The sequence below is a fragment of the Streptomyces cavernicola genome, assembly GCF_029968035.1.
GTDB classification, from domain to species: domain Bacteria; phylum Actinomycetota; class Actinomycetes; order Streptomycetales; family Streptomycetaceae; genus Streptomyces; species Streptomyces cavernicola.
On sequence record NZ_JASCIQ010000032.1, the window covers coordinates 26,700 to 48,937 of the forward strand.

Consider the following 22,238-nt stretch of genomic DNA (forward strand, 5'->3'; position numbering starts at 1 on the left):
GTACGAGCTGTCGGAATTCCCGGCCGCCGGACTGCTGACACCGCCAAGCCCTCCGGGTACTGTCACAGCCAGTCCGGCCCCGGCCGGTCCACACCTCTCGACGTCTACACCTCTGGACGTCGTACACCGCCGCACCGCAACGACGCGGCGCGGCGGCACCACCTTTACTCGGATCGTCCGGCACGTTCCTGCCGGTGAAGGGGGCTTCACAGCCATGGCTTCTGTCACGTTCGACAAGGCGACACGCATCTACCCGGGCTCCGACAAGCCCGCGGTGGACGGCCTGGACATCGAGATCGAGGACGGCGAGTTCCTCGTCCTCGTCGGTCCCTCCGGCTGCGGAAAGTCGACCTCCCTGCGCATGCTCGCAGGCCTCGAGGACGTCAACGGCGGTGCGATCCGCATCGGCGAGCGCGACGTCACGCATCTGCCGCCCAAGGACCGGGACATCGCCATGGTGTTCCAGAACTACGCGCTCTACCCGCACATGACGGTCGCCGACAACATGGGCTTCGCGCTCAAGATCGCGGGCGTCCCGAAGGCCGAGATCCGGCAGAAGGTCGAGGACGCGGCGAAGATCCTCGACCTCACCGAGTACCTGGGCCGCAAGCCCAAGGCGCTCTCCGGCGGTCAGCGGCAGCGCGTCGCGATGGGCCGCGCCATCGTCCGCGAGCCGCAGGTCTTCCTCATGGACGAGCCGCTGTCCAACCTGGACGCCAAGCTCCGCGTCTCGACCCGTACGCAGATCGCCTCGCTCCAGCGCCGCCTCGGCATCACCACGGTGTACGTCACGCACGACCAGGTCGAGGCCATGACGATGGGCGACCGCGTGGCCGTGCTCAAGGACGGTCTGCTCCAGCAGGTGGACTCGCCGCGCAACATGTACGACCGCCCGGCCAACCTCTTCGTCGCCGGCTTCATCGGCTCCCCCGCGATGAACCTGGTCGAGGTCCCGATCACCGACGGCGGCGTGAAGTTCGGCAACTCGGTCGTGCCGGTGAACCGCGAGGCCCTCACCGCCGCCGCCGACAAGGGCGACCGTACCGTCACCGTCGGCGTCCGCCCCGAGCACTTCGACGTGGTCGAGCAGAACGGCGAGGCCGCCAAGTCGCTGAGCAAGGACAGCGCCGACGCCCCCGCCGGCCTCGCCATCACGGTGAACGTCGTGGAGGAACTCGGCGCCGACGGCTACGTGTACGGCACCGCCGAGGTCGGCGGCGCGGCCAAGGACCTGGTCGTCCGGGTCAACGGCCGCTCCGTGCCCGAGAAGGGCTCCCAGCTGCACGTGGTGCCGCGCCCCGGCGAGACCCACGTCTTCGCCACGTCCAGCGGCGAGCGCCTCAGCGACTGACGCCCAGCCAACTCGCGTTCCCGGCCCCGCACTTCGGTGCGGGGCCGTCCGCGTACCGACTGCTCCGCACGGCCACCGAGTCGACAAATACCCCGGCACAAAGCCCATTTCGGATCTAGTACGTCAACACGCTATTCGAAATTTTCCCTCGAACCGTCGCCCGTTCCGGTGACCAAATGTCTCCAAATCATCACTGACCGCTACGCTCACGCACGTGAACCAAAGCGCCCGCCGAATCGGCCGAACCCTCGCTCTTGTCCTCCCCGTCGTCCTCGTCCTGTCCGGGACGCTCGCGGTCACCCGGGTCAACTGGTCGGGTGGCTCGCAGTCGGTGCTCACCGCGTCGGCAGAGGACGTCTCCTCGCCCGCCAAGACCACGCGCGCCCCACAGGAAGCGCTGCGCGACCGGCTCCTCCTCGAACTGCAGGAGAAGAACCCGGGCATCGCCCTCACCAAACTCCAGCAGGAGGTCGACGCCCGCCCGTCCCTCGCCAAGCACTGCGCCTGGATCGCCCGCGCCCTCGGCCGCGCCGCCGTCCGCCAGTACGGCCCGAGCCGCGCCCAGTCCTTCGCCCGCCCGGTCTGCGACACGGCCTTCGCGACGGGCGTGGCCCAGTCGGTCTGACCCGTCCGCGGAAGAACTGCCTAGGGTGCGGGCATGACCGACCCGCACCCCACACCCGTACAGGCCGTGATCCTCGCCGGAGGCCAAGGCTCCCGGCTGCGCCCGTACACCGACGACCGACCGAAGCCGATGGTCGAGATCCCCGGAACCGGGGTCCCGATCATCGGCCATCAGCTTTCCTGGCTCGCCGCCGAGGGCGTCACCGACGTCGTCATCTCCTGCGGCCACCTCGCCGGCGTCCTCCAGGACTGGCTGGCGGCGGCCGAACTCCCCCTGCGGGTCACGACGGTGGTCGAGGAGGAGCCGCTCGGCCGCGGCGGCGGACTCAAGTACGCGGCCGCCCGCCTGCCGCACCCGGACCGCGCCTGGTACGCGACGAACGGCGACATCTGGACCCGTTTCCCGCTGCGCGAGATGGCCGCCTTCCACACCGAGCGGGACGCCACCGCGACGCTCGCCCTGGCCCGCCCCCGCCTCCCCTGGGGCGCCGTCGAGACCGACGCCTTCGGCCACATCACGGACTTCATCGAGTCCCCACGCGTCTCGTACGAGATCAACGCGGGCGTCTACGTCTTCGCACCCGAGTTCGCCGAGCTGCTTCCCGACCGCGGCGACCACGAACGCACTACGTTCCCCCGCCTCGCCCGCGGGCGTCGCCTGGCCGGCTACCCGCTGCCGCAGGGCGCGTACTGGCGAGCCATCGACACGGCGAAGGACCTCACCGAGGCAGCCAAGGAGCTTGCCGCACACGGGCGTTGAGCCCCCGTGCTCTTGTCGTCGTTCGGCTGCCGCGCCGTCGTGGCCGCTCGCGCAGTTCCCCGCGCCCCTGTCGAGGCACGTCCCCCACCCCGCTGTGGGCAGGCGTTCCGCACGGCGATGGGGGTCCCCCCTGCTCGAGCGAAGCCGAGAGCTTGGGGGAGGGTGGGCACAGCGCCATGGCGCGACAGCCGAAGTCGAGCCCGGAGGGCCTCCCGCGTTTGAGGAGGCCCTCCGGGCAGGCCACGCGATGGCAGCCGCATATCGGACACTGCCGGGAAGGGGCCGGGAGGGGAAGGGGCCGGGAGGGGAAGGAACCCCCTACCCCAGCAACCCCCCGACAAGCCCCGGCTCCTCGCTCCCCGAACCCCCGCTGCCCGTGCCCCCACTGGACGTGGGCCCGCTGCTGGTAGACGGCGGGGCCGACTCCTGCGGCGGGGGCTGCTGCTGCCCCGTCCCCGCGGTCTCGCTCGGCTGGCTGTCGACAGAGCCGGACTCGCTCGCCGTACCGGGCGTGGACGCGGGCGCGGACGGCGGCGTGGACGTGTTGCCCTGCGTCGGGGCCCCGGTCGTGGCGGACGGCGTCTGCCGCTCCGTACGCCGCTCCTTGGGCTCCGTCGGCAGCGGCGAACCCGGCTGCTCGTTGCGCGGCGACTCCCCGGGCCCGGGTGCCCTCACCCGGTCCGCGTCCCGCACCGCGCCGCCCAGCAACGAGCCGACGAGCAGGGTGAGTCCGACGACCACGGTGCCGACCAGGAACCCGCGCCGCAGCACCCGGCGCCGCAGCTCCCACAGCCCGGCGCGCGGACCGAGCCGCCGCCAGGCCTCGCTGGCGAGCCAGCCGTCCACGGAGTACACCGGCGCACCCGCGATGATCAGCGGGCTCCACGCGGCGAGGTAGATGATGTCCGGCGCGTCGTAGACGGGCACCGACTTCCAGCTCACCGTGACGAGCAGCGCGGCCGAGAGCAGCCCGCCGACGACGGCCGCCGCCCGCTGCCAGAGCCCGAGCACGGTCAGCACGCCGACGATGACCTGCAGGAAGGCGATGACGAGCCCGGCGCCGACGGGGTGCGCGAGCGCCCAGTCCCGCATCGGCTCGGCGAGCGCCCAAGGGTGCAGCGAATTCAGCCACTTGACCATGGAGCCGCGCTCGCCGCCGTCGAAGTAGACGGGGTCGCAGAGCTTGCCCATGCCGGCGTAGATGGAGATGAAGCCGAGGAAGATGCGCAGCGGAAGCAGCACCACACCGAGGTTCAACCGCCGCCCCGGGTAGTACGCGTGGCGCACGGAGTCGTTGCCGTGCCTGCGCGACGGCCGGCCCTCGGCGTCCTCCTCGCGCGCCAACTCCTCGTACGCGTAAGCCGCTTCGGCCTCTTCGTCGTACACGCTGCCGGAGGACTGGACGCGGGGCAGGATCCGGGTGTCGCTGTCCTCGGGCTCGCGCGGGCCGATCACATGCGGCGGCGGGGCGGCCTCGGTGACGCGCGGGATGACCTGCGTGGCCGCGCCGTCGGAGCCGTCGCCGCCGAACGCCTCGTGCTGCACGCCGGTGGTGCGCACAGCCTGCAGCAGGCCGCTGGCGCCCGGGTCGCCGGGCACGGACTTGCCGCTCCAGACGACGGGGGCGCGCCGACGCCCGGCGGCGGTGCCGGCCGAGGCGGCCGCCGCTCCGGCGGGCACGCCCGCTGCGAGCCCGGCGAGCGCCAACTGCCGTGCGATACGCGGGGACTGGGTCTGCTGGGCCGTGGGGAGCTGCACGCGGAAGCTCGCGTGATTGACGATGACCTGGGCCGGGTCGCACGGCACCTTCACCATGCTCAGCGCGGGTCCGTCGTCGAATCCCGACGGGCCTCCCCCTGCGGGCGTGCGGGGTGTTCTGGTGTCCACACTCATCTAACCGAGTGATGAGTGCTTAGGACACTGCCTTGACCGCCCCGATCTGTCCGGGTCGCGTCAAGGCCTCACCCCGCCTGCCCCCGGAGGGATCAACTCCGGCGTCGCGCAGCCTCGTAGAGCACGACACCGGCGGCGACACCGGCGTTCAGCGACTCGGCGCCGCCCGGCATCGGGATCTTCACCCTGAAGTCGCAGGTCTCGCCGACGAGTCGGGACAGGCCCTTGCCCTCGCTGCCGACCACGATCACCACCGGGCCGTCCAGGGCGGCGAGTTCACCGACCTCGTGCTCACCGTCGGCGGCGAGACCCACGACGACGAGCCCGTCCTTCTTGTACGCCTCCAGGGCGCGCGTCAGGTTGGTCGCACGCGCCACCGGCGTACGCGCCGCGGTGCCCGCGGAGGTCTTCCACGCGCCGGCGGTCATGCCGGCCGCGCGCCGCTCGGGCACGACCACGCCGTGCCCGCCGAACGCGGAGACGGAGCGGACGACGGCGCCGAGGTTGCGCGGGTCGGTCACGCCGTCGAGGGCGACGATCAGCGGGTCCTCGCCCTCGTCGAACGCGGCGTGCGCCAGGTCCGAGGGGTGCGCGTACTCGTACGGCGGGACCTGCAGGACGAGGCCCTGGTGGTTGAGGCCGTTCGTCATGCGGTCGAGCTCGGCGCGCGGGGCCTCCATCAGGTTGATGCCGCCGCGCTCGGCGACGAGCTGCAGCGCCTCGCGCACCCGCTCGTCGTTGTCGATGTACTGCAGGACGTAGAGCGTGGAGGCGGGCACGCCCTCGCGCAGCGCCTCCACGACCGGGTTGCGGCCGACGACCAGCTCGGACGTGCCCTTGCCGCCGCGGCGCGCGACGGGACGGCGGGCGGCCTGCTTCGCCTTGGCGTTGGCGATGCGGTTCTTCTTGTGCTTCTTGCGCATCTCGGCGGGCGGCGTCGGCCCCTTGCCCTCGAGGCCGCGACGCCGCTGGCCACCGCTGCCGACCGTCGCACCCTTCTTGTTGCTGGTGCGGCGGTTCCTGCGCTGGCTGTTCCCGGCCATGACCTACCTGTTTCCTGAAGCTCTGCGTACGTACGTATAAGTGAGTGTGCCGCCCGGCGGACCGGGCGGCCAGTCTCGGGCGGACCCGGCGGGCTCAGCGGGGGCCGAGGCTCCAGCGCGGTCCGTCGGGGCTGTCCTCGATGACGAGCCCGGACTGGCCGAGCTGGTCGCGGATGGCGTCGGCGGTCGCCCAGTCCTTGCGCGCCCGCGCGGACTCGCGCTGTTCGAGCACGAGCCGTACGAGGGAGTCGACGACGCCGTGCACGCTTTTATTGAGCACAGCGTCGCCGCGGTCGGCCTCGCCGGCCCAGTGCTCGTCCAGCGGGTCGAGCCCGAGGACGCCGAGCATGGCGCGGACCTCGGCGAGGCGCTCGACGGCGGCCTCCTTGTCGTCCGCGGCGAGCGCCGAGTTGCCCTGCCGGACGGCCGTGTGCACGATCGCGAGGGCCTGCGGCACCCCGAGGTCGTCATCCATGGCCTCGGCGAACGCGAGCGGCACCTCGGCGGCGGGGGCGACGGCCTTCCCCGCCTTCTCGCCGGCTCGCTGCACGAAGCCCTCGATCCGCGCGAACGCCGACTCGGCCTCGCGCAGCGCCTCCTCGCTGTACTCGATCATCGAGCGGTAGTGCGGGGTGCCGAGGTAGTAGCGCAGGACGATCGGGCGCCACTGCTTGACCATCTCGCTCACGAGCACCGAGTTGCCGAGGGACTTCGACATCTTGTCCCCGGCCATGGTCACCCAGGCGTTGTGCACCCAGTACGAGGCGAAGTCGTCGCCGTAGGCCTTGGCCTGGGCGATCTCGTTCTCGTGGTGCGGGAAGATCAGGTCGAGTCCGCCGCCGTGGATGTCGAAGGCGGTGCCCAGGTACTTGTGGGCCATCGCCGAGCACTCCAGGTGCCAGCCGGGACGGCCCCGGCCCCACGGCGTCTCCCAGCTCGGCTCCCCCGGCTTCGCCGCCTTCCACATGGCGAAGTCCCGCGGGTCCCGCTTGCCGGTCTCGCCCTCGCCGGACGGCTGGAGCAGGTTGTCGAGCTCCTGGTTGGAGAGCTCCAGATATCCGTCGTACGAGCGGACGTCGAAGTAGACGTTCCCGTCCGCCTCGTAGGCGTGGCCGCGCTCGATGAGGCCGCGCATCATCTCGACCATCTCGGTCACGTGCCCGGTGGCACGCGGCTCGTAGGTCGGCGGGAGGCAGCCGAGGGCGGCGTATCCGTCGTTGAAGGCGCGCTCGTTCTCGTACCCGATCGACCACCACGGCCTGCCCTGATCGGCGGCCTTCTTGATGATCTTGTCGTCGATGTCCGTGACGTTGCGGACGAACGTCACGTCATAGCCGCGGTACGCGAACCACCGGCGCATGATGTCGAAGTTGAGCCCCGACCTGATGTGCCCGATGTGCGGGGCGGCCTGCACGGTCGCGCCACACAGGTAGATCGAGACACAGCCCGGCGTGAGCGGGGTGAAATCGCGAATCTGCCGGGCGCTGGTGTCGTACAGGCGAATAGTCACGCATCAAGGGTAGTGGGCCGGAAGGAGTGCCCCGCGACCCTTCCCGGGAGCGGGGCCACTTTGTGACGGACGTCGAGCCGTACCGCTCAGATCCGGCCGACGACCTTGCGCGGAGTGACCCGCACCACGACGCGCTCGCCGTCCCTGACCGCGTGCGGATTGAACTCGGCGTACGGCTTGCCGGTGTACTTCAGCGAGAGCTCGTCGATGAGCTCCTGCCCGCCCTCGCTGGTCACCGTGGCGCTGCCGCGGATCTCGGCGTACGAGTACGGGGCGTCGAAGGGCTGCACCACGATGCTGACCCGCGGGTCGCGGCGCAGGTTCTTCTCCTTGCGCCGGTCGATGGTCGTGGAGAACAGCACGTCGTGCCCGTCGCGCTTCACCCAGACCGGCGAGACCTGCGGGCTGCCGTCGGGCTGGATGGTGGCGACGGTGATGAAGACCGGGGAGTCGAGCAGGGCCTTGAGCTCGTCGGAGAGCTGAGCGGGCATCGGGGAGACCTCCGGTTGTCACTGCCGTGGGCGGTCGTGCGCGGGGCGGAGAGCCCGCCCCGCGCTGTCACCGTACCCAGCGGGTGCGCGTCAGACGCGGACGACGAGTGCCGTGGCGATCGCCGCCAGGCCCTCGCCGCGGCCGGTCAGACCGAGGCCGTCGGTGGTGGTGCCGGAGACCGACACCGGCGCCCCGACCGCCTCGGACAGCACCTTGCGCGCCTCGTCCCGCCGCTTGCCGACCTTCGGGCGTACGCCGATGACCTGCACCGACACATTGCCGATCGCGAACCCGGCCTCCCGCACGATGCGCGCGGCCTCGGTGAGCAGGGTGACGCCGGAGGCGCCGGCCCACTCGGGGCGCGAGGTGCCGAAGTGCGCGCCGAGGTCGCCGACGCCCGCGGCGGAGAACAGCGCGTCGCAGGCGGCGTGCGCGGCGACGTCGCCGTCGGAGTGCCCGGCGAGGCCGTATCCGCCGCTGGCGTCCTCGTCCCAGAGGAGGCCGGCGCACCACAGCTCGCGGCCGTGCTCGAAGGCGTGCACGTCGGTGCCGACGCCGACCAGCGGCATGTTCGTCAGCGGATCAGAAGCCATCGTTCTTCCTCCTGCGCGCCAGGACGGCCTCGGCCAGGACCAGGTCGAGCGGCCTGGTCACCTTGAACGCCTCTTCGTGTCCGGGGACGACGACCACGGGCAGGCCGAGCTGCTCGACCATCCCGGCGTCGTCGGTGGCGCCCTCGCCGTTCAGCTCGACGGTGTCGTGGGCGCGTACGAGCACGTCCCGGTCGAAGCCCTGCGGCGTCTGCACGGCGCGCAGGCGGGCCCGCGCGGGGGTGGCGACGACGGGCTCGGGGGCGCCGCGCTCGACGGCCGGCTCGACCTCCTTGACGGTGTCGGCGAGCGGCAGTGCGGGCACGACGGCGGGGGCTCCGGACTGCACGGTCTCCACGACGGCGTCGACGGTGTCCACGGGCACGAGCGGGCGGGCCGCGTCGTGCACGAGCACGGTGGTGATCTCCGGCGGCAGCGCGTCGATGCCGGCGCGCACGGACTCCTGCCGGGTGTCGCCGCCGGGCACGACCAGGAAGTCCGTGCGCTCGGGCAGCGAGTGGTCGGCGAGCAGCGACTTGACCTCGGCGGCGCCGTCGGCGGGCGCGACCACGACGACGAGCGAGACGGCGCGGGAGGCGGCCATCGCCCGGACGGCGTGGATCAGCATGGGCGTGCCGCCCAGGGTACGGAGCGCCTTGGGGGCGCCCGGTCCGAGCCGCACGCCTCGGCCGGCCGCGGGGATCACCGCGGCGGTGCGGGCGGGCTTCGGGGTGTTCGGGGATGACTGGGATTCGTCTGACATCTGGTCCGCGTTCAGGGTTTGTGTCCTCGGGCGACGTGGGTATGGCCTCAGCGAACGCCCCCGGCCGACAGGTCGAGGGCCAGGCGCGCAGCTCTTGACCGTGACCCTTTCCGTGACAACCGGTCGAGGCTGGGCGCCAGTTCACGCCAGTGGCAGTTCAGGTACGAACATGCCCAGGTACAAACATGCCGCAGTGCCCGGCGACACAGCCTGTCTGTTGGTCAGTCAGGGCTGGTCAGCGGGCACCGCGGCATGGTGTTACCGGTACTGCGTCAGGACGCGAGGACTTCGTCGAGCAGAGCCTCGGCCTTGTCTTCGTTGGTGTTCTCCGCGAGAGCGAGCTCGCTCACCAGGATCTGCCGCGCCTTGGCGAGCATGCGCTTCTCACCGGCGGACAGACCGCGTTCGCGCTCACGACGCCACAGGTCACGCACCACTTCAGCGACCTTGATGACATCGCCCGAGGCGAGCTTCTCGAGATTTGCCTTGTAGCGCCTAGACCAGTTCGTGGGCTCCTCGGCGTACGGCGCGCGCAGCACCTCGAAGACCCGGTCGAGCCCGTCCTGACCGACAACGTCGCGTACGCCGACGAACTCCGCATTGTCCGCTGGCACACGAACCGTCAGATCGCCCTGAGCGACCTTCAGCACCAAGTAGGTCTTGTCCACGCCTTTGATCTGACGAGTTTCGATGGCCTCGATCAGCGCGGCCCCGTGATGGGGATAGACCACGGTGTCGCCAACCTTGAACGTCATGTGACAGGTACCCCTTCCGTGGCTATCCATCCTAACACGAGAACTGCCTCTTCTGAATGGCGTTTTCGCAGGTCAGGGCATATCTCGGGGCTTGACAACGGCGCCAGGAACGTGCTGCGCGGGCTTTCCGGAGGTGGGTATTCGCAGGTCGGAGCGGCTGTCCGGGGAACCTGAAACACGCCCGTCACAGACGCCCGCGACCCCTCTCAGGAGGTCGAACGTCCCGGTTTGCACGCTTCGAAGTGAGCGGGTTCCGCTACTCCGTTCGGTGTCATGAGAGCCGTTCGAGACAAGTGTGAACGGTTGTGGCGGGAATCCGGAATTGATCACGCGCGGCGTGATCAATTCCTGTGGCCGCCTCGCATTCCTTACCTGAAATCCATCGGGCGGTCGACGCGATGGATATGTGAATCCCGAACCACACACATTCGGCCACATCACGGCACGGGTCCGCGACGGCGACCGGAGGCATAAGCGAGGAGCGCCCCGGCGACGTACCCGCGACGTGCCCAGCGGCGTACCGGGCGACCTAGGGGCGGGTCGGGTGCGGCGGGCGGAGAGGGGCTCGGTAACCTAAGCGCGCTGTCAGACCATTACGGACGGCCACAACAGCCGACCCGTACCGCCCACGTTCAAGGAGTTGCCGCCGCCGTGAGCCGCAGCCTTCGACGCGGCGCCATCGCCGCCACCGCCCTCGGGTTCTCCATCGCCACCCTCGCCGCGTGCGGTGCGGGCAACAACGCCCAGACCCTCGGTGTGAAGCCGGACAACGCCGCGACCAAGGTCGGCGACATCAAGATCCAGAACGCGGTTGTCATCACCCAGCCCGACCTGAAGTCCACGGGCCCGGCCGCGATCGCCGCGACGGTGTTCAACAACGGCCAGAAGGACCAGGTCCTCGAGTCCATCAAGATCGAGGGCACGGACAAGCAGGCCGAGCTCAAGCCCGCCAAGGGCGGCAAGCTCACCATTCCGGCGGGCGGCTCCCTGGTGATCGGCGGCGCGGGCAACGCCTCCGCGGCCCTGCCGAGCAGCCGTGAGGCCGTGCTGGACGGCAACGCCCAGAACGTGACGTTCTCGTTCAGCGAGACCGGCGACGTGAAGATGGAGACGTTCGTCGTGCCGGCCACCAGCTACTTCAAGAAGTGGGGCCCGGCCGAGGTCCCGGCCGCCGAGCCGACCAAGCCCGTCGCGCCGTCCGAGGGCGCCTCCGGCAAGCCCACCGAGAGCGCCTCCGGCAAGCCGACGGAGTCCGCGTCCGGCACGCCCGCCGAGGGCGCCGAGGGCGCTGCGGACCACGAGGCCGCCGGCCACTGACGCTGCAACGACTTAGGGCGGGAACCTTGGTTATCGGTTCCCGCCCTTTGCGGTTCTGCCAGCTACGGCTCGAACTTTTGGTGCCCTCCCCAAGGGAGGTTCCTGCTTCACAGCACCGAGCCCGGATGACTCCAGGTCTTACCCGCGCTCCACAAGCGTTTCACCTCTCCGCCCACCCGACGGCGAGGGTTACTTAACGTAGCGCAGGTGTCGCTCAGGGTTCAAACTTGTAGCCCAGGCCGCGGACCGTGACCAGGTAGCGCGGGGCGCCCGGGTCCGGCTCGATCTTGGCGCGCAGGCGCTTCACGTGGACGTCGAGGGTCTTGGTGTCGCCCACGTAGTCGGCGCCCCAGACGCGGTCGATGAGCTGCATGCGGGTCAGGACGCGGCCCGCGTTGCGCAGCAGCATCTCCAGGAGGTCGAACTCCTTGAGCGGCAGGTCGACCTTGGAGCCGCCGACCGTGACCACGTGCCGGTCCACGTCCATGCGGACCGGGCCCGCCTCCAGAGCGGCCGGGGTGACCTCCTCGGGCTCGCCGCGGCGGCGCAGGACGGCGCGGATACGGGCGACCAGCTCGCGGGACGAGAAGGGCTTGGTGACGTAGTCATCCGCTCCTATTTCGAGGCCGACGACCTTGTCGATCTCGCTGTCCTTGGCCGTCACCATGATCACGGGGACGTTGGAGCGGCCGCGCAGCTGGCGGCAGACCTCGGTGCCGGGCAGGCCGGGCAGCATCAGGTCGAGCAGGACCAGGTCGGCGCCGTTGCGCTCGAACTCGTCGAGCCCGTCGGGGCCTGTGGCCGCGAGGGAGACCTCGAAGCCCTCCTTGCGGAGCATGTACGACAGGGCGTCGCTGAAGGATTCCTCGTCCTCGACGACGAGCACTCGGGTCACGGAAGGACCTCCGGGGCAGGGATCGGCTCGCGGGTCTCGCGAGACTCGTGCTGAGCGGTGTGGGTGTCGGTCTCGGGGTCCGCGCCCGGGTCCTCGTCGTCGAGGTCGTCGCGTTCCGCGGTGGTCTGGGGGCCGCGGTCGCGGGCGGCGCCCGCCTCCGGCAGCCGGAGGGTGAAGGTGGAGCCCTGTCCCTCGGAGCTCCACACGGTGACTTCCCCGCCGTGCGAGGCGGCCACGTGCTTGACGATGGCGAGGCCGAGGCCGGTGCCGCCGGTGGCCCGGGAGCGGGCGGGGTCGACGCGGTAGAAGCGCTCGAAGATGCGCTCCTTGTCCTTGTCGGAGATGCCGATGCCCTGGTCGGTGACGGCGATCTCGATGAGGTCGCCCCCGGGTGCGTTGACCCGGCGTGCGGCTATGCCGACGCGGGTGCGGGCCGGGCTGTAGTTCACGGCGTTCTCGACGAGGTTGCCGAGGGCGGCGGCGAGCTGGCCCCGGTTCCCCCATATGTGCAGGTCGGCGGTGCCTCCCGCGGCCATGGTGATCTGCTTCGTACCGGCCTGGTGGCGGCAGCGGTCGATGGCCTCGGTGACGAGTTCGTCGACGCGGACCGGCTCGGCGTCCTCCAGCGGGTCGTCGTTCTGCACGCGCGAGAGGTCGATGAGCTCCTGGACCAGGTTGGTCAGGCGGGTGGCCTCTATCTGCATGCGGCCGGCGAACCGCTCCACGGCCTCGGGGTCGTCGGCCGCGTCCATCACGGCCTCGGAGAGGAGGCTCAGGGCGCCGACGGGGGTCTTCAGCTCGTGGCTCACGTTGGCGACGAAGTCGCGTCGTACGGCCTCGATGCGGCGGGCCTCGGTGAGGTCCTCGACGAGCAGGAGCACGAGCCGGGAGCCGAGCGGGGCGACGCGGGCGGAGACCGCGAGGGCCTCGCCGCGACCGGTGCCGCGGCGCGGCAGGTCCAGCTCGACCTGGCGTATCTCGCCGTCGCGGCGGGTGTCGCGGGCCATCTGCAGCATCGGCTCGACGGCGAGCTTCCCGCCCCGTACGAGCCCGAGGGCGTACGCGGCGGAGCTGGCCTTGACGACGGCGTCGGCCTCGTCGAGCACGACGGCGGAGGAGCGGAGCACGGAGAGGACCGTGTCCACGCCGGGCGGCAGGACCGCGTCCGTGTGCAGGGAGGTTCGGGTGGGGCGTCTCTGGTCGCGCTCGCTCCAGCGGAACGCCAGCATCGCGATGACACCGGTGCACACCCCGGAGATCGCTGCCGCTGCGGCGACCGCCGCGTTCACGTCCATGCCTTCAGGTTATGCACGGATCAACACCCGGCCACAGCGGTCGAGGTGTCATCTCGAACACTCGTCGCCGAGAGTTCACCGGTGGTACGTGGCTGGTTCATTTGGGTGGCCCGGCGGGATCGGCGCAGGTGGGGCAGTGGGGCGTACGGGACAACTGGGGCGCTGTTCGCGTCGCTCAGAGTTCACCTGGGAGACAGGGGCGATTCACATGGGATGCCGGTCCCCGTCGCGTTCCGGCCGCACCGTGGGAGCGTGGGGTCACAGCCCCGGCACCGTATTACAGGGGCAGTGGCCCTGGCGGCACGTACTCAGAGAGGGAACTCCATGCGGGACGCGTACCACGAGGAACTTGACTCGATCGGCGAAGGCCTGGTCGAGATGGCCCGCCTTGTCGGGTCGGCGATCGGGCGCGCCACGACGGCCATGCTCGACTCGGACCTGAAGCTCGCCGAGAGCGTCATCGCGGCGGACCAGAAGGTCGACGACCTGCAGCACGACCTGGAGGCGCGCGCGATAGCCCTGCTCGCCCGCCAGCAGCCGGTCGCGACGGACCTGCGGATCGTGGTCACCTCGCTGCGGATGAGCGCGGACCTGGAGCGCTCCGGCGACCTGGCCCAACACGTCGCGAAGCTGGCCCGGCTGCGCTTCCCGGAGTCTGTCGTCCCGAACGACCTGCACGCCACGATCCTGGAGATGGGCCAGCTCGCGCAGCGCCTGATGGCGAAGGCGGCCGAGGTCATCATCACCAAGGACATCGACCTGGCGATGCAGCTGGAGCAGGACGACGACGAGATGGACCAGCTGCACCGCACGCTGTTCCAGCACCTGATGGACGACCGCTGGAAGCACGGCATCGAGACGGCCGTCGACGTGACCCTCCTCGGCCGCTACTACGAGCGCTTCGCCGACCACGCGGTCTCGGTCGCGAAGCGCGTGGTGTACCTGGTCACGGGCGAGCACGCGGACGAACTCCAGCCGCCTACGGGGCCGGAGGTGGCGGGGGCGTAAGTCTCTTCCCGGGGGAGCTGCGTGGGGCCTTTCCGTGTCCACACTTCACGGAGGGGTCCCTCGCTGCTGTTGTGCGGTACGGGCTCCGTGCACCGGGGTGCGGTGAGGCTCGCCCTGTGGCTCGGGTTCGGGACGTCGGGGATCGTGGGTGGCATGACCGAGCGGCGGTTCGATGTGTGGGCGGTCGGGGGCGCCTACGAGCGGTACATGGGGCGGTGGAGCCGGCTTGTCGCGGACGAGTTCGTGGCGTGGCTGGGCTGCGGGGGCGGCCTGCGGTGGGTGGACGTCGGGTGCGGAACGGGGGCGTTGACGGCGGCGGTCGCCGCGCGCTGTCGGCCCGAGCTCGTGGTGGGCGTGGACCGGTCCGCCGGGTTCGTGGCGGCGGCGCGTACCGCTGTGGCTGAGGGCCCCGCGTGGTTCGCCGTGGCGGACGGGTCGGCGCTGCCAGTGCGCGACTCGATGTGCGACGTGGCCGTCAGCGGTCTGGTGCTCAACTTCCTTGCCGCGCCCGGTGCGGCGGTGGCCGAGGCGGCCCGGGTGGTGCGGCCCGGCGGGACGGTCGCCGCGTACGTCTGGGACTACGCCGAGGGCATGGGGTTCCTGCGGCGCTTCTGGGACGCCGCCGCCTCCCTGGACCCGTCGGCCGCCGGCCTGGACGAAGGGCGGCGGTTCGCGGTGTGCGACCCGGAGCGTCTCCGGTCGCTGTGGGCGGAGGCGGGGCTCGTGGACGTGGCCGTCGCCCCGCTGGAGGTGGCCACCGTCTTCGCCGGCTTCCCGGATCTGTGGGAGCCGTTCCTGGCCGGGCAGGGCCCCGCCCCCGGCTACGTCGCCGCGCTCGCGCCCGCCGCCCGGGACCGCTTGCGCGCCGCCCTGTGCGAGGCCGTGCCGACGCGGCCCGACGGGTCGATCGCGCTCACCGCGCGCGCGTGGGCGGTACGCGGACGAGTCCCCGAGTGACGGGTTCCGCGTACGGAAAACGCCCCTGCGCCGCGACGTATGCGCAGCTCAGGGGCGTGATCACGAAACCCTCGGAGAGTTACTTCTTCTTGCCCTGATTCTTGACCGCCTCGATCGCCGCCGCGGCCGCGTCCGGGTCGAGGTAGGTGCCGCCCGGGTTGAGGGGCTTGAACTCGGCGTCCAGCTCGTACGAGAGCGGGATGCCCGTCGGGATGTTCAGGCCCGCGATGTCCGCGTCGGAGATGCCGTCCAGGTGCTTGACCAGGGCGCGCAGCGAGTTGCCGTGGGCCGCGACCAGGACCGTGTGGCCGTCGAGGAGGTCCGGGACGATGCCGTCGAACCAGTACGGGAGCATGCGGACGACGACGTCCTTCAGGCACTCCGTCTGCGGGCGCAGCTCCGGCGGGAGCGCGGCGTAGCGCGGGTCCGCGAACTGGGAGTACTCGGCGTCGCGGTCGAGCGCCGGCGGCGGGGTGTCGTACGAGCGGCGCCACAGCATGAACTGCTCCTCGCCGAACTCGGCGAGGGTCTGCGCCTTGTCCTTGCCCTGCAGAGCGCCGTAGTGACGCTCGTTCAGGCGCCAGCTGCGGTGGACCGGGATCCAGTGACGGTCGGCGGCCTCGAGCGCCAGCTGCGCGGTGCGGATCGCGCGCTTCTGGAGCGAGGTGTGCACGACGTCGGGGAGCAGGCCGGCGTCCTTGAGCAGCTCACCGCCGCGGACCGCCTCCTTCTCGCCCTTCTCGTTGAGATTGACGTCCACCCAGCCGGTGAACAGGTTCTTCGCGTTCCACTCGCTCTCGCCGTGGCGGAGGAGGATCAGCTTGTACGGTGCGTCGGCCATGTGTCCGAGCCTAATGGAAAACATGTGGCGCGCCGTCCGGCCCCCGCGTAATCTGCGCTCGGCGCATTCACCCATTACATGCGCCGTTGCCAACTACCCGCCGGGGGGGCTCCTCTTGTCAGTCGCTTCGCTCCGAAGAGCCGTCAGGGAGAGCGTCTCCGGGCTGCCGCGCGAGTTCTGGTGGCTCTGGACCAGCACGCTGGTGAACCGGCTCGGCGCCTTCGTCGCCACGTTCATGGCCCTGTACCTGACGATGGAGCGCGGCCACTCCGCCTCGTACGCGGGTCTCGTCGCCGCTCTGCACGGGCTCGGCGGGGTCGTCTCGTCGATCGGGGCGGGCGTGCTCACGGACCGGATCGGGCGGCGGCCCACGCTGCTCGTCGCGCACGTCTCCACCGCCTTCTCGGTGGCGCTGCTCGGTTTCATGCAGGACCCGGCGGCGATCGCGGCGGTGGCGTTCCTCGTCGGCATGGCCTCCAACGCCTCCCGGCCCGCGGTGCAGGCGATGATGGCGGACATCGTGCGCCCCGAGGACCGGGTGCGCGCCTTCGCGCTCAACTACTGGGCGATCAACCTGGGGTTCGCGCTCAGCTCGATGGCCGCGGGCTTCATCGCCGAGTACAGCTATCTCGCCGGCTTCCTCGGCGAGGCCGCCCTCACGCTCGCCTGCGCGGTCCTGGTGTTCCTGCGGCTGCCCGAGTCCCGGCCGGTGCGGGGCGCGGAGGGCTCGGGGGCGGAGGCCGAGCACGTCAGCCTCGGCGCCGTGGTGCGCGACGGCCGCTTCATGGGCGTCGTCGGCCTGTCCTTCCTGATCGCCCTGATCTTCCAACAGGCGTACGTGTCCATGCCGGTGGCGATGGGCGCGGACGGGTTCTCCAGCTCGGACTTCGGCATCGCGATCGCCGTCAACGGCGTCCTGATCGTGGCCCTGCAGATCCCGGTCACGCGCTTCATCGAGCACCGCGATCCGCGCCGCCTTCTCGTGCTCTCCTCGCTGCTCGCGGGGTACGGCTTCGGGCTCACCGCGTTCGCCGGCTCCCTCGGGGTGTACGCCCTGGCCGTGTGCGTGTGGACGCTCGCCGAGATCGTCAACGCCCCGACCCAGACCAGCCTCGTCGTCCGCCTCTCCCCCGTCCACGGCCGCGGCCGCTACCAGGGCATGTACACCCTGTCCTGGGCGGTGGCCTCGCTGACCGCGCCGCTGATGGGCGGCCTGGTCATCGACCGGTACGGAGCCGAGTGGCTGTGGGCGGGCTGCGCGGTGCTCGGCACGGTGGCGGCGCTGGGGTACTGGGCGCTGATGCGGGGGCTGTCGCCGGAGGCGCCTGAGGCGCCTGAGGCGCCTGGGGCGCCTGAGGCGCCTGGGGAGGCGGAAGGGCCTGAGGAGGCGAAAGGGCCTGAGGAGGCGGAAGCGCCTGGGGTGTCGTCGGGGACGCCCGCCGAATCCGCCGCCGAGCGGGCGGTCGAGGCCGGCGCCTGAGCGTGCGTACGTCTGCACGCGCGCGTAGTGCCGGTTTTCCGCCCGAACCGCCGTGCCTTACGGGCTACTTGGCGCCCGGCTGGGTCAGATGCGTGAACGCCTCAAGGTTGCGCGTGGACTCGCCGCGCGCGACCCGCCATTCGTACTCCTTGCGGATCGCCGTCGCGAAACCCAGCTCCAGAAGGGTGTTGAACGCGCCGTCCGCGGCCTCCAGGACCGAGCCGAGGAGGCGGTCGATCTCGGCCGGGGTGACGGCGGCGAGCGGCAGCTTGCCCGTGAGGTAGACGTCGCCGAGGCGGTCGACCGCGTAACTCACGCCGTACAGCTTGAGGTTGCGCTCCAGGAGCCAGCGGTGGACGCCCTCGGCGTTCTCGTCCGGGTGCCGGATCACAAACGCGTTCAGGGACAGCGAGTGGCGGCCGACGATCAGCGAGACCGTCGTGGACAGCTTGCGGGTGCCGGGAAGCTTCACCACGTAGGAGCCGTTTTCCGGCGACTCCCAGTCGAGCTCGGCGTCCTTGAGGGCGCTCTCGACGACCTGGCGCGCCTCGGCGCCGCTGCGCTCCGTCCCCGCTGTCTCAGCCATGGTGCGAGCGTACGCGACCACGGCGTTCCTGCATCGCCGCGGTGTACACGTCCGCCGTGGCCGAGGCCGCCGTGCCCCAGCCGAAGGCCTGGGCGTGCCGCGCGGCCGCCCCGCCCATCCGCTCGGTCAGCTGCGCGTCGTCCACGAACCGCTCCAGGACCTGCGCGTACGCCGCCGGGTCGTGGCCCTCCACGAGGAAGCCGCTGACGCCGTCGCGCACCGCGACCGGGAGCCCGCCGACGGCGGCGGCGATCACCGGGGTGCCGGCCGCCTGCGCCTCTATGGCGACGAGCCCGAACGACTCGCTGTAGGAGGGCATGACGAGCGTGGACGCGGCCCGGAACCAGTCGGCGAGCTGGTCCTGACCGACCGGCGGCCGGAACCGCACGACGTCCGCGATGCCCAGACGCGCGGCGAGCTTCTGCAGCCCTTCGGGCTTGGCCAGGCCGCTGCCGCTCGGGCCGCCGACCACGGGCACGACCAGGTTGCCGCGCAGCTCGGGCCGCCGGTCGAGCAGCACGGCCACCGCGCGGAGCAGGACGTCGGGCGCCTTGAGGGGCTGGATACGGCCGGCGAAGAGCGGAATCAGCGCGTCCTGCGGCAGGCCCAGGCGCTGCCGCGCGGCGGCCCGCCCGTCACCCGGGCGGAAGCGCTCCAGGTTGACTCCGGGGTGGACGACGGCGACCTTGCCGGGCTCGGCCGCGTAGTGCCGTACGAGCTCGTCGGCCTCCTCGTCGGTGTTGGCGATGAGGCGGTCGGCGGCGCGCACTATCTGGGTCTCGCCGATCACACGCGCGGCGGGCTCCGGGGTGTCCCCCTCCGCCAGGGCGGCGTTCTTGACCTTGGCCATCGTGTGCATGGCGTGCACGAGCGGGACGCCCCAGCGCTCGGCGGCGAGCCAGCCGACGTGGCCGCTCAGCCAGTAGTGCGAGTGCACCAGGTCGTAGTGGCCGGGGCGGTGGCCCGCCCAGGCCTGCATGACGCCGTGCGTGAAGGCGCAGAGCTGCGCGGGCAGCTCCTCCTTCTTCAGGCCCTCGTACGGGCCCGCGTCGATGTGCCGCACCAGCACGCCGGGGGCCAGCTCGACCTCGGGCGGCACGGCGCCGGTGGTGGCCCGGGTGAATATCTCGACCTCGACGTTGATCTCGGCGAGGCGCTTGGCGAGCTCCACGATGTAGACGTTCATGCCGCCGGCGTCGCCGGTGCCGGGCTGGTGCAGCGGCGAGGTGTGCACGCTCAGCATCGCCACCCGGCGCGGCCTGCGGTGCCCGCCGGGGAAGCGGAGCCGCGGCGGCGTGCTGCCGGTGAGGCGTTCGCCGAGCCGGCTCACGTACTGGCTCACCTGGCGGTCCTCCTAGCGGCCCCTGGCACGGGCCTCCTGGCGGCCCCTCGTCCGGGCCTGCTGTGGGCATGACGGCACGGGCGTGCGTACGTCGCCCTCCAGAACGGGGAACATCGGAAGTCTCGCCTCCATTTCCATTTTGCCAAAGCATTACGGATTCGGGCTCAACCCTCCCCTGACGCCCTTCCGGCTCTTCCGGCTCTCCCGGCTCTTCCGCCCCTTCGGCCCGGCTCGGGGTGCACACGCGCGGGGGCCGATACTGGTGGGCATGGCCGCCCGCACCCCGTCCCGCCCGGTAGGGACCGTCACCCGCGGGACCACCAACCCCAACCGACTGCGCCGCATGGACCGCTGGATCGCGGCCTCCCACGGCCCCGCCCTGCGCCGCGCGGACGCGCCACTCGCCGTGGACCTGGGGTACGGCGCCGCGCCCTGGACCGCCGTCGAGCTCCTGAACCGGCTGCGCACCGCCGCCCCCGCCGTCGAGGTCGTCGGCATCGAGATCGACCCCGCGCGGGTGGCCGCCGCCCGCCCGTACGCGCGCGAGGGGCTGGTTTTCCGGCACGGCGGCTTCGAGGTGCCGACGGACCGGCCGCCGCAGCTGATCCGCGCGGCCAATGTGCTGCGCCAGTACGACGAGGAACAGGTGGCCGCCGTGTGGGAGCGGCTCCGCGCGCGGCTCGCCCCCGAAGGGCTCCTGGTCGAGGGCACCTGCGACGAGATCGGCCGCCGGCACGTCTGGGTCGCGCTCGGCCCGGAGGGCCCGCGCACGGTGACGTTCGCGACCCGCCTCGGCTCCCTCGACCGCCCGTCCGACCTCGCCGAGCGGCTGCCCAAGGCGCTGATCCACCGGAACGTGCCGGGCGAGCCGGTCCACGCCTTCCTGCGCGACTTCGACCGGGCCTGGGCGGCCGCGGCGCCCTATGCCTCGTACGGAGCGCGGCAGCGGTGGATCCGGACGGTGCGCGACCTGTCGGCGGACTGGCCGGTGACGGACCGCGCGGGGCGGTGGCGGCAGGGCGAAGTGACGGTGGCCTGGGCGGCGTTGGCGCCTCGGGGGTGAGCGGCCGGCCCCGGCCGCTCACCGACTCCCCTGCCGCGCAGACCGGTCGAGTAGCGGAACTCGTAACTCCCGCAACAGGACAGGGCAGCGTCAAGCCGAACGCATAACTCCCGTAACAGCACAGGGTGATGCCAAGCGGAACTCGTAACTCCCGCCCCACCAAGGCCAAAGCCCCACACGAGTGATCCTGCGCGGGTTCGGAACGCTGTTCGGACGCCGTTCGTCGGACATGACACGGGGATGGAGCGGGGAGGCGTCCGGGGATGACTGGTCCGGGCGTTCATCCGTACCTGTGCATGTGCGTGCGCCTCTGTCGCATTGGGCGCGGGCGTGGCACCATCCCGGACGTGTTCGTAAGTTACTGACGAGCAATCAGTTCAGGGGGAACGAGCGTGACCGGCAAGCGAAGCTCGACCACGGCGACCACAGCGACCTTGGCTCTGGCGTGCGCGGCGGCGATCCTGGCCGCCCCGGGAACCGCGCATGCCGAACCGACGCCGAAGGACCCCAAGTCCCTTGAACAGGTCCGCAAGGAGATGGACCGGCTCTACCACGAGGCGTCGGTGGCCACCGACGCCTACAACCTGGCGGAGGAGCGGGCCGACCGACAGTCCGACGAGATCGTGCGCCTCGCGAAGGCGATCGTCGCGGGTCAGAAGAAGGTCGACCGCCTGAAACAGCGCGCGGGCGCCGCGGCCCGCGCGCAGTACCGCGGCGGCGGACTCCCGCCCCAGGCGCAGTTGATGCTGAGCGACGACCCGCAGAAGTACCTGGACAACGCCGGCCGCCTGCGCCAGGGCCAGCAGGCCACGAAGGGCCTCCTCGGCGAACTCGCGCGCACGCAGGAGGACTTGAAGCTGTACGCGGACGACGCCTCCGCGCGCTGGCGCGAGCTGGAGTCCAACCGCAAGGCGAAGGCCGAGGCCAAGAAGAAGGTCAAGGCCAGGATCAAGGCGGCCGAGGAGCTGGAGTCCAAGCTCGAGAAGAAGGAGCGCGAGCGCCTGCTCGCCATGGAGCAGGAGGCGGAGTACGAGCGTCAGGCGGCGTGGATCGACTCCGGCGCCCTCGCCGAGATCAACGGCAAGGCCAGCAAGGGCGGCAAGAAGGCCATCAAGTACGCCACCGCCCAGATCGGCAAGCCCTACGAGTGGGGCGCCGAGGGCCCGCGCTCGTACGACTGCTCGGGGCTCACCTCGGAGGCCTGGATCTCCGCCGGCAGAACCATCCCGCGGACCTCGCAGGAGCAGTGGAAGCAACTGCCGCGCATCGACGTCGAGGACATGCGCCCTGGGGACCTGATCATCTACCACGAGGACGCCAGCCACGTGGGGATGTACATCGGGGACGGGGCGATCGTGCACGCCCCCCGCCCCGGGCGGGACGTGACCATCGCGGGCGCGGGCTCGATGAAGATCCTCGGGGTGGTGCGGCCGGACAAGTAGCCCTCCCCTCCCCGGCGGTGTGCCTCGCGCCACCCGGCGGTGCGCCTCGCGTGCCCCTCCCGTCACCCGGCGTGCGGCGCGTGACCTGGGGCACGTGACCTGCGGCACGCAGGCAACCCGGGCAGCGTGATGTTCGTCATCCCCTGGGAAGCCCGATCCGGTCCAATTGCGGTACGGGATGCGGCATATGGGCCCCCGGGGTTTGGTGATCGCCATTCCAAACCCGCGGTG

Annotated in this window: 21 protein-coding genes; 9 read left to right on the top strand and 12 right to left on the bottom strand. The window is 71.4% G+C overall.

The window, feature by feature from the left end; genetic code table 11:
• Positions 1 to 214: 214 nt before the first annotated feature.
• The 3 genes from QIS96_RS26660 (at position 215) to QIS96_RS26670 (ending at position 2,735) form a co-directional block, all read left to right on the top strand.
• Positions 215 to 1,351, top strand: coding sequence for an ABC transporter ATP-binding protein (locus QIS96_RS26660; RefSeq protein ID WP_282545298.1), 1,137 nt, complete (start codon positions 215 to 217; stop codon positions 1,349 to 1,351).
• Positions 1,352 to 1,565: 214 nt separating this feature from the next.
• Positions 1,566 to 1,976, top strand: coding sequence for a hypothetical protein (locus QIS96_RS26665; RefSeq protein WP_282545299.1), 411 nt, complete (start codon positions 1,566 to 1,568; stop codon positions 1,974 to 1,976).
• A 33-nt stretch (positions 1,977 to 2,009) separates the two neighbouring features.
• Positions 2,010 to 2,735, top strand: coding sequence for a nucleotidyltransferase family protein (locus tag QIS96_RS26670; RefSeq protein ID WP_282545300.1), 726 nt, complete (start codon positions 2,010 to 2,012; stop codon positions 2,733 to 2,735).
• Positions 2,736 to 3,053: 318 nt separating this feature from the next.
• On the opposite strand, the gene QIS96_RS26675 is transcribed toward QIS96_RS26670, so the two are convergent.
• The 7 genes from QIS96_RS26675 to QIS96_RS26705 form a co-directional block, all read right to left on the bottom strand.
• Positions 3,054 to 4,628, bottom strand: a complete 1,575-nt coding sequence (locus tag QIS96_RS26675) for a DoxX family protein (protein WP_282545301.1) — start codon at positions 4,626 to 4,628, stop codon at positions 3,054 to 3,056.
• Between the two features lie 92 nt (positions 4,629 to 4,720).
• Entirely contained in the window at positions 4,721 to 5,671 is a 951-nt protein-coding gene (rlmB, locus tag QIS96_RS26680) for a 23S rRNA (guanosine(2251)-2'-O)-methyltransferase RlmB (protein ID WP_282545302.1), read from the bottom strand.
• 94 nt (positions 5,672 to 5,765) lie between these two features.
• Entirely contained in the window at positions 5,766 to 7,181 is a 1,416-nt protein-coding gene (gene cysS, locus QIS96_RS26685; RefSeq protein ID WP_282545303.1) for a cysteine--tRNA ligase, read from the bottom strand.
• Between the two features lie 86 nt (positions 7,182 to 7,267).
• Positions 7,268 to 7,672 carry a PPOX class F420-dependent oxidoreductase gene (locus QIS96_RS26690; RefSeq protein ID WP_282545304.1) on the bottom strand — a complete coding sequence of 135 codons (405 nt, stop codon included), beginning with the start codon at positions 7,670 to 7,672 and terminating at the stop codon, positions 7,268 to 7,270.
• 90 nt (positions 7,673 to 7,762) lie between these two features.
• A complete protein-coding gene (gene ispF / locus QIS96_RS26695; protein WP_282545305.1) occupies positions 7,763 to 8,266 on the bottom strand; it encodes a 2-C-methyl-D-erythritol 2,4-cyclodiphosphate synthase in 504 nt (167 codons plus the stop codon).
• Positions 8,256 to 9,026, bottom strand: a complete 771-nt coding sequence (gene ispD / locus QIS96_RS26700; RefSeq protein ID WP_408907261.1) for a 2-C-methyl-D-erythritol 4-phosphate cytidylyltransferase — start codon at positions 9,024 to 9,026, stop codon at positions 8,256 to 8,258. Before ispD ends, ispF begins: the two co-directional genes overlap by 11 nt.
• Positions 9,027 to 9,298: 272 nt before the next feature.
• Positions 9,299 to 9,781, bottom strand: coding sequence for a CarD family transcriptional regulator (locus tag QIS96_RS26705; RefSeq protein ID WP_003953493.1), 483 nt, complete (start codon positions 9,779 to 9,781; stop codon positions 9,299 to 9,301).
• A gap of 651 nt (positions 9,782 to 10,432) precedes the next feature.
• On the opposite strand from QIS96_RS26705, the gene QIS96_RS26710 reads away from it, so the two are divergent.
• Positions 10,433 to 11,098: a DUF461 domain-containing protein gene (locus tag QIS96_RS26710; protein WP_282545306.1), complete on the top strand. Its 666-nt coding sequence runs from the start codon at positions 10,433 to 10,435 to the stop codon at positions 11,096 to 11,098.
• A 214-nt stretch (positions 11,099 to 11,312) separates the two neighbouring features.
• On the opposite strand, the gene QIS96_RS26715 is transcribed toward QIS96_RS26710, so the two are convergent.
• Entirely contained in the window at positions 11,313 to 11,993 is a 681-nt protein-coding gene (locus tag QIS96_RS26715) for a response regulator transcription factor (protein WP_282545307.1), read from the bottom strand.
• Positions 11,990 to 13,288 (bottom strand): sensor histidine kinase, encoded by a 1,299-nt coding sequence (locus QIS96_RS26720; RefSeq protein ID WP_282545308.1) that lies wholly within the window; start codon positions 13,286 to 13,288, stop codon positions 11,990 to 11,992. The genes QIS96_RS26715 and QIS96_RS26720 overlap by 4 nt, the downstream gene beginning before the upstream one ends.
• A 324-nt stretch (positions 13,289 to 13,612) precedes the next feature.
• Between QIS96_RS26720 and phoU the strand changes: the two genes are divergently transcribed.
• The gene (gene phoU, locus QIS96_RS26725) at positions 13,613 to 14,296 is read left to right on the top strand and encodes a phosphate signaling complex protein PhoU (RefSeq protein WP_282545309.1); all 684 of its coding nucleotides are present in this window, start codon (positions 13,613 to 13,615) and stop codon (positions 14,294 to 14,296) included.
• 153 nt (positions 14,297 to 14,449) lie between these two features.
• Entirely contained in the window at positions 14,450 to 15,253 is an 804-nt protein-coding gene (locus QIS96_RS26730; RefSeq protein ID WP_282545310.1) for a class I SAM-dependent methyltransferase, read from the top strand.
• Between the two features lie 79 nt (positions 15,254 to 15,332).
• Here QIS96_RS26730 and QIS96_RS26735 read toward each other — a convergent pair whose 3' ends face one another.
• The gene (locus tag QIS96_RS26735; RefSeq protein ID WP_282545311.1) at positions 15,333 to 16,094 is read right to left on the bottom strand and encodes a phosphoglyceromutase; all 762 of its coding nucleotides are present in this window, start codon (positions 16,092 to 16,094) and stop codon (positions 15,333 to 15,335) included.
• A gap of 115 nt (positions 16,095 to 16,209) precedes the next feature.
• Between QIS96_RS26735 and QIS96_RS26740 the strand changes: the two genes are divergently transcribed.
• The gene (locus QIS96_RS26740; protein WP_282545312.1) at positions 16,210 to 17,574 is read left to right on the top strand and encodes an MDR family MFS transporter; all 1,365 of its coding nucleotides are present in this window, start codon (positions 16,210 to 16,212) and stop codon (positions 17,572 to 17,574) included.
• Positions 17,575 to 17,638: 64 nt separating this feature from the next.
• Here QIS96_RS26740 and QIS96_RS26745 read toward each other — a convergent pair whose 3' ends face one another.
• Together QIS96_RS26745 and mshA are read right to left on the bottom strand one after the other, a co-directional pair.
• Positions 17,639 to 18,160 (bottom strand): type III secretion system chaperone family protein, encoded by a 522-nt coding sequence (locus QIS96_RS26745; RefSeq protein WP_282545313.1) that lies wholly within the window; start codon positions 18,158 to 18,160, stop codon positions 17,639 to 17,641.
• Entirely contained in the window at positions 18,153 to 19,502 is a 1,350-nt protein-coding gene (mshA, locus tag QIS96_RS26750) for a D-inositol-3-phosphate glycosyltransferase (RefSeq protein ID WP_282545314.1), read from the bottom strand. The genes QIS96_RS26745 and mshA overlap by 8 nt, the downstream gene beginning before the upstream one ends.
• 268 nt (positions 19,503 to 19,770) lie before the next feature.
• On the opposite strand from mshA, the gene QIS96_RS26755 reads away from it, so the two are divergent.
• Positions 19,771 to 20,565 (top strand): class I SAM-dependent methyltransferase, encoded by a 795-nt coding sequence (locus tag QIS96_RS26755; protein ID WP_282545315.1) that lies wholly within the window; start codon positions 19,771 to 19,773, stop codon positions 20,563 to 20,565.
• Between the two features lie 392 nt (positions 20,566 to 20,957).
• Positions 20,958 to 22,007, top strand: a complete 1,050-nt coding sequence (locus QIS96_RS26760) for a C40 family peptidase (RefSeq protein ID WP_282545316.1) — start codon at positions 20,958 to 20,960, stop codon at positions 22,005 to 22,007.
• Positions 22,008 to 22,238 lie beyond the last annotated feature (231 nt).

What these genes read in the sequence shown, in the direction of transcription:
- QIS96_RS26660 (WP_282545298.1), top strand. Translation starts at nt 215, where the DNA reads ATGGCTTCTGTCACGTTCGACAAGGCGACACGCATCTACCCGGGCTCC.
- QIS96_RS26670 (WP_282545300.1), top strand. Translation starts at nt 2,010, where the DNA reads ATGACCGACCCGCACCCCACACCCGTACAGGCCGTGATCCTCGCCGGA.
- QIS96_RS26675 (WP_282545301.1), bottom strand. Translation starts at nt 4,628, where the DNA reads ATGAGTGTGGACACCAGAACACCCCGCACGCCCGCAGGGGGAGGCCCG.
- rlmB (WP_282545302.1), bottom strand. Translation starts at nt 5,671, where the DNA reads ATGGCCGGGAACAGCCAGCGCAGGAACCGCCGCACCAGCAACAAGAAG.
- QIS96_RS26690 (WP_282545304.1), bottom strand. Translation starts at nt 7,672, where the DNA reads ATGCCCGCTCAGCTCTCCGACGAGCTCAAGGCCCTGCTCGACTCCCCG.
- ispF (WP_282545305.1), bottom strand. Translation starts at nt 8,266, where the DNA reads ATGGCTTCTGATCCGCTGACGAACATGCCGCTGGTCGGCGTCGGCACC.
- ispD (WP_408907261.1), bottom strand. Translation starts at nt 9,026, where the DNA reads ATGTCAGACGAATCCCAGTCATCCCCGAACACCCCGAAGCCCGCCCGC.
- QIS96_RS26705 (WP_003953493.1), bottom strand. Translation starts at nt 9,781, where the DNA reads ATGACGTTCAAGGTTGGCGACACCGTGGTCTATCCCCATCACGGGGCC.
- QIS96_RS26720 (WP_282545308.1), bottom strand. Translation starts at nt 13,288, where the DNA reads ATGGACGTGAACGCGGCGGTCGCCGCAGCGGCAGCGATCTCCGGGGTG.
- phoU (WP_282545309.1), top strand. Translation starts at nt 13,613, where the DNA reads ATGCGGGACGCGTACCACGAGGAACTTGACTCGATCGGCGAAGGCCTG.
- QIS96_RS26730 (WP_282545310.1), top strand. Translation starts at nt 14,450, where the DNA reads ATGACCGAGCGGCGGTTCGATGTGTGGGCGGTCGGGGGCGCCTACGAG.
- QIS96_RS26735 (WP_282545311.1), bottom strand. Translation starts at nt 16,094, where the DNA reads ATGGCCGACGCACCGTACAAGCTGATCCTCCTCCGCCACGGCGAGAGC.
- QIS96_RS26745 (WP_282545313.1), bottom strand. Translation starts at nt 18,160, where the DNA reads ATGGCTGAGACAGCGGGGACGGAGCGCAGCGGCGCCGAGGCGCGCCAG.
- QIS96_RS26755 (WP_282545315.1), top strand. Translation starts at nt 19,771, where the DNA reads ATGGCCGCCCGCACCCCGTCCCGCCCGGTAGGGACCGTCACCCGCGGG.